Origin of the sequence: uncultured Paraglaciecola sp. (assembly GCF_963977085.1) — a bacterium.
GTDB lineage: Bacteria > Pseudomonadota > Gammaproteobacteria > Enterobacterales > Alteromonadaceae > Paraglaciecola.
The window spans coordinates 21375-27497 of record NZ_CAXBNC010000036.1 but is presented as its reverse complement, the minus strand read 5'-3'; the positions used below and the strand labels follow the sequence as shown (position 1 = coordinate 27497).

The window sequence follows — 6123 nt, the reverse complement described above, 5'->3', positions numbered from 1 at the left end:
CTTCTAGCTTCTAGCTTCTAGCTTCTAGCTTCTAGCTTCTAGCTTCTAGCTTCTAAACATTAAAATTAAAAAAACTGCAAAGCTCAATCTCCTTTTGTGTTTTTTGCTCATTGCTAGTAGCTCGCCCCCCGAGTCTGCTCTATACCACATTACCCATTTCAAATATCGGCAAGTACATAGCGACAATCAAGCCACCAATGACCACACCTAGTACTGCCATAATCATAGGTTCTAGTAAACTAGTCAAACCGTCCACCATATCGTCAACTTCTGCTTCATAAATGGTTGCTACTTTACTTAACATCTCGTCAACTGCACCAGCTTCTTCACCAATAGCAATCATTTGCACCACCATTTCGGGAAAGACTGCGGTGGACCGCATACCAACATTCATCGGGATACCACCCGATACTTCTTTTTTCACAAATAAGATGGCATCGCGAAATACTGAATTACCTGCAGCCCCAGCCGCAGAATCCAAAGCCCCCATTAGAGGTACACCTGCAGCAAAAGTGGTGGCCAAAGTACGAGTAAACCTTGCCACAGAGGCTTTTTTAAGAATTTCACCAATGACAGGTATTTTCAACGTTTTAGCGTCCACCCAATCTCTTAGTTTCAGAGATTTTCTATGAGCTCTGGTAAACAGCATTCCAGAGGCAATAATCACCGCGCCAATAATCACACCATAATCTTGCATACCCCGAGAAATGCCCAAAACAAATTGAGTGAAGGCCGGCAACTCTGCGCCAAAACTAGAAAATATCTCTTCAAACTGTGGCACCACAAAAATCAGCAAAATAGTAGTCACGATAAAAGCCACCACTATTACCGCTATAGGATAAAACATGGCTTTTTTGATTTTAGATTTAAGGGCTTCTGATTTTTCTTTATAAATTGCAATACGGTCGTAAATCGTCTCTAAGGCACCCGACTGTTCACCGGTTTCAACTAGGTCGCAATATAAATCATCAAAATATATAGGGTACTTACGCAAGGTGGATGAAAGGGGATTACCAGCACTAACACTTGCTCCAATCTCACCTAGCAACTCTCGCATTTTTCTATTAGCGTGACCGGAAGCAATCATATCAATAGTTTGAATTAGAGAAACACCAGCACTGAGCATAGTGGCAATTTGCCTAGATAATAACGCAATATCAACAGGCCTAATTTTTTCTCCACCACCAAACATCGGTTTGGCGAGTTTCTTTACTTTCTTCGCAGAAATCCCCTGTCTACGTAGTTGGTTTTTTGCTTCAACGATTGACATGGCGGAAATTTCGCCTTTGACAACTTGACCTCGTTTATTAGAGCCGTTGTAAACAAAAACTGTGGGGGAAGTAGCCATAATTTATCTTTCCAGATTAAACCTAAAATCAAAAAAGCCCGGAAAGTCCGGGCTTGTCTCTATGAAAGTTAAGAACTTAGCAAAGTGTTGTTGGGTCGCAAGCAGCTGCCCAACTAATTGCCTTAGTAGTTGCATCCTGAGTAGGTGTAAGTGTGTAAGTACCCGCACCAGTAATGGTAGAGTTAGTAGCCTTAGTTGCAGTAATAACACCGCTTGCCGCAGTAACAACACCAACTGTAGTCGCGCCTACTGCAACATCAGCAGGAACCCCGTTAGAACCACCAACACAGTTAGCAATTGCCGTACCCATTTGCACACATATTTCAACAGCAGTTTTTGCTGCGGAAGTTGCGTTAGTTACTTCAGTAAAACGCGCTTTTTCTGTGTAAGACTGGTATGCTGGCAAAGCAATGGCTGCCAAAATACCGATGATAGCCACAACAATCATCAGTTCGATTAAAGTGAAGCCGCCTTGTTTTTTTGCATTGTTCATTTGAGTCATGTTCATGGTTTTATCTCCTACACATTCTGTGTAAATTTAAGTTTTAAAAGTTTTGCCGGTTGCCGAATTAGGGCGTTGTTTTTGAATTCCTGTTCAGTATAGATCGAGTTATGTATCTGACAAGTATGCAGATGTATACTCAAGTCTTAACCAATAAATCTTCTATCCAAAATACCTTAGCCATTATTTACCAAACACTATTATCAAAGCTTAGAAGCCGTTTTTTCTACTACTCTTAAAGACAAGTCTATCGCTTGAACATGCTTAGTAAGCGCCCCTGATGAAATAAAGTCCACCCCTAAAGCAGATAATTTTTTTAACCCGTCAATAGTAATATTACCTGAAACTTCAAGTTTGCACTGACCTTCATTGAGGATCACCGCTTGCTTTAGCATGGCCAAACTAAAATTGTCTAACATTACGATGTCGGCCTTAGCGGCAATTGCTTGAAGTAATTCTTGAATAGATTCCACTTCAACTTCCACAGGTAAGTCAGCATGATGCTCTCTTGCCTTAGTGACTGCCGCCTGTATTGAGCCACAAGCTAGAATATGGTTCTCCTTTATAAGGTACGCATCGAAAAGGCCTATACGATGATTAGTTCCCCCACCACAGGCCACAGCATACTTTTGTGCGAGGCGCATTCCCGGTAAAGTTTTACGGGTATCTAATAATTGAGTTTTGGTACCGGCTAACTCTTTCACACACTTAGCCACTATAGTTGCCGTGCCTGACAACGTTTGTAAGAAGTTTAAAGCGGTGCGTTCTCCCGTTAAGATATGTCTGGCGTTACCCGTTATTCTGACTATAGGTTGATCAGCTTTTAATGCGTCGCCGTCTTTGACAAACCAATGCAACTGAATATCTTTATTGAGCTGTCCAAAGGTTTCTGTGACCCAAGCAGCTCCAGCTAACACACAGGCTTCTCGGGTGATTATCTCGGCGACAATATTTTGAGTGGCCGGGATCAAATTAGCAGTAATATCGCCTTGATCAGCATTTAATCCGTTTAAATCTTCTGATAACGCTATTTCAATCGCTGCTTTAATATCAATATCTTGCATAATTTCTCTTGTTATTATGGGGAATAATAGGATTCCATTTTAAAGCTATCTACCACAGAGGACACAGAGCGCTTGGAGCCGAGTGCTGCGCCAATCAGAGAAAAAGAATATTCAGACAAGTGAATTTAAATACTAGATTTTATCCTTTCGGCAATGCCGCCACTTATCTTTGCTTTTGTCTGTGTCTCTGAGGTTCAAGTTTATTTAGCTTTTCGGCTATTTATAAGTTACGTAAAATTAGCCATTCGCCTTTTTGGGTGAATTCTAATTGTTTTAATGCGCTCATTCCCAGCAGTATTTCATTATCTTTGAAACCGGGGTTTAAGTTAGCTCTGACATTATCTAATTGAATGTCACCAATAGACAATCGTTGAATAGTGGTTTGAGCCACCTGTACCCGTCCGTTCGCAGTTTGTACCCATGACAACCTGCCCTTTTGCAAGTTAAGTTGCTCAGCTAAATGCATAGGCACAGATACATGGGTCGCCCCTGTATCTAATAAAAACACTACGGGTTGGCCATTAATAGCGCCACCGCTAACATAATGCCCTGCCCTATTTTGCTTAAGCCGTACTTCTTGCACACCTTGATTTAACGACGAAATAGGCTCGGCATTGGGATTAAACTGTTTGGCAAGTTGCTCATCAAATAACAAAGTTAACAAACCCAAACCAATAACCCAAGCAACTATCAACATGCCCTTACCCATTTTACTTTGCTGCATGGCTTAATTTACTCTCCCAAAAAATTTGTCAGCTTTCGCCGATTCACTTTGATATGATAACTATATCAGGCCTTTTATACCGCTAATACCTTGATTAAGAACGCCATTTTATCTCAAGCTGAATATTGTCCCACCACTCATTGGGACGAACGCCCAGAGCAGACCCTTATTTCGCTCTTGGTGGTTCATAATATTTCTCTACCACCAAACGAGTTTGGAGGTGATTATATCAAATACTTTTTCAGCGGCTGTTTAGATCCAAAGTTACACCCTTACTTTGAGAGTATTTATAAAATGCGAGTATCTGCCCATTGTTTAATTCAGCGTAACGGGCACATTTTACAATTTGTACCTTTTGATAAAAGGGCTTGGCATGCTGGTGTATCGAGTTTTCAGGGCATAACTAGATGTAATGATTATTCCATAGGGGTTGAACTTGAAGGTGCCGATCACATTCCCTATACCCAAGAGCAATATCAAAGCCTAAGTTTATTAACTAAACAATTGATGCAAGACTATCCTGAGATTACCCTAGGGAGTATTGTAGGCCACAATGATATTGCACCGGGCAGAAAAACCGACCCAGGTATCGCGTTTGACTGGCCTCGTTTTCGGCAGATGATATAATTGAGTCGTCCAGCCTAATTTTGATATTACAAGAGATAAAATCATGACATTAATCAGCTTGTTGCTGGTATTGCTAGTTGAACGCGTCACTACTAAATCCCAATATTGGCAAGCAGGATTTTATGCTGATAAGTACATACAACTGATAGAGCCTAAAGGTTGGTTTAACTCGTCATCCAAATCTTGGGTTTTGGCATTGGTTATCTTTTTGCCTGTGATTATTGTGTATTTAGGCGTTCAAAAATTTTCTGGTGGATTATTAGAACTAGTCATTAGCACGGCCATATTGATGGTTTGTGTGGGTTGCCCGTCTATACGTGCAACCTATAAATGTTTTTTACAAGCGGCTAATCGAGGTGATTTACAAGCCTGTAGTATGTATGAAAACGAAATAAGTGGCGATGACAAAGAGACCATTTCTTTCGGCCTAAACTTAGTTTGGCAAAACTACCGCCACTATACCGCAGTTATTTTATGGTTTGCTGCATGTGGTGCAGCAGGGGCGATTTTATATGTTTTGGTTAGAGAAATGGACTCAAAGTTATCTGCGGATAACGATCAAGTCAGTAATCAAGTAAAACGTTTACTGAATATTATTGATTGGATACCTGTGCGTATAACGGCCTTAGGCTTTTTATTGGTAGGGCATTTTTCCCGTGCTTTCCCAACCTGGTTAGGCTACTTACCCGACCCTGCAGTTGAGGCTAAAACACTTTTATTGGATGTCTCTAAACGAGCCGAAGAAATCGAACCAGATGAAAATGATTGCACCGAAGAGCCCTGCACTTTAGTTCGTTTGGCTAAAAGAAATGTGATGTTTTTGTTAGTGATTATTGCACTTCTAACTTTATCTGGTTGGATCGACTAAAGGTCTGACCAGACACACCTCTTTTTATCTATTTGTTTCTTATTGTTTTTTTTATCCCTTCCTGCATTTTACTGGTCTTTTTTAAAATTAACATTTACCCCAAGACAAATGTCTACTAAGCTATTGCGCCTAAATGGTATAACCAATTTACCACTTTCAAATTTATTGATGTTGTTTACATGGGATGATTGAATGCGCCAAGTGCAATCTAGAAAGTTATCTGACGATATTATGGAGCAATTAGAATCCATGATTTTAGAAGGTAGATTGTTAGCTGGGCAAAAACTTCCATCAGAACGCACACTCGCAGAGCAATTTGCAGTATCCAGACCCTCAGTTAGAGAAGCGATTCAAAAGCTCGAAGCCAAAAACGTGTTGGAACGTAAACAAGGCGGAGGTACTTTTGTTAAGCCTCGTCTAAACGAATTAATTACCGAACCACTGTTATTATTATTATCCGATAAACCAGAGATGCAATTCGACTTACTTGAATTTCGTCATGCTCTTGAAGGTATGGCTGCTTATTATGCAGCGCTTCGAGGTCAACCAGAAGATTATAAAGCGTTAGAAAGTGCATTGGATGCATTACCACTAGGCTCAACCGATAAGAGCCAACTAGCAGTAGCCTTAGTTAACTTTTATCTGATTATGGCCAATGCGGCCCACAACATGGTTTTACAGCACGTAATGCGCAGTCTACAGTCTATGCTGCAAGACAATATCCAACGTAACTTAGAAGTTTTGGCCAAACATACTGATGTCGAACAAAATATAAACCGTCAAAGACGCAATATAGTTCAAGCTATTTCAGCTGGTGATCCTGAACAGGCTCGTAAGGCGAGCAATGAACATTTGGCCTATATTGAAGACACTTTACTGAACATTAATAGACAAGATATGCGGATGCAGCGAGCATTGCGTCGAATTGAAGTAAATTAACTATTTCACTGAATGTGTTATTGCACATTCGAATATGAAATGAATAACAAC

At 40.5% G+C, this 6123-nt stretch carries 7 protein-coding genes; 3 read left to right on the top strand and 4 right to left on the bottom strand.

Annotated elements, in window-relative coordinates:
* Nucleotides 1-139 precede the first annotated feature (139 nt).
* The 4 genes from AAC000_RS22750 to AAC000_RS22735 form a co-directional block, all read right to left on the bottom strand.
* Nucleotides 140-1348 carry a type II secretion system F family protein gene (locus AAC000_RS22750; RefSeq protein WP_339726172.1) on the bottom strand — a complete coding sequence of 403 codons (1209 nt, stop codon included), beginning with the start codon at nucleotides 1346-1348 and terminating at the stop codon, nucleotides 140-142.
* A gap of 76 nt (nucleotides 1349-1424) precedes the next feature.
* On the bottom strand, nucleotides 1425-1856 hold the full coding sequence (locus tag AAC000_RS22745; protein WP_339726171.1) for a prepilin-type N-terminal cleavage/methylation domain-containing protein: 432 nt from the start codon (nucleotides 1854-1856) through the stop codon (nucleotides 1425-1427).
* Between the two features lie 197 nt (nucleotides 1857-2053).
* A complete protein-coding gene (gene nadC, locus AAC000_RS22740; RefSeq protein WP_339726170.1) occupies nucleotides 2054-2914 on the bottom strand; it encodes a carboxylating nicotinate-nucleotide diphosphorylase in 861 nt (286 codons plus the stop codon).
* 220 nt (nucleotides 2915-3134) lie between these two features.
* Nucleotides 3135-3638, bottom strand: a complete 504-nt coding sequence (locus AAC000_RS22735; RefSeq protein ID WP_339726169.1) for a TIGR02281 family clan AA aspartic protease — start codon at nucleotides 3636-3638, stop codon at nucleotides 3135-3137.
* A gap of 90 nt (nucleotides 3639-3728) precedes the next feature.
* Between AAC000_RS22735 and ampD the strand changes: the two genes are divergently transcribed.
* From ampD to AAC000_RS22720, 3 genes are all read left to right on the top strand, one after another.
* Complete coding sequence (gene ampD, locus AAC000_RS22730) at nucleotides 3729-4265, top strand: 1,6-anhydro-N-acetylmuramyl-L-alanine amidase AmpD (RefSeq protein ID WP_339726168.1); 537 nt, start codon at nucleotides 3729-3731, stop codon at nucleotides 4263-4265.
* A 43-nt stretch (nucleotides 4266-4308) separates the two neighbouring features.
* Nucleotides 4309-5133: a beta-lactamase regulator AmpE gene (ampE, locus tag AAC000_RS22725; protein ID WP_339726167.1), complete on the top strand. Its 825-nt coding sequence runs from the start codon at nucleotides 4309-4311 to the stop codon at nucleotides 5131-5133.
* Between the two features lie 192 nt (nucleotides 5134-5325).
* On the top strand, nucleotides 5326-6072 hold the full coding sequence (locus AAC000_RS22720) for a GntR family transcriptional regulator (protein ID WP_339726166.1): 747 nt from the start codon (nucleotides 5326-5328) through the stop codon (nucleotides 6070-6072).
* Nucleotides 6073-6123: the final 51 nt, after the last annotated feature.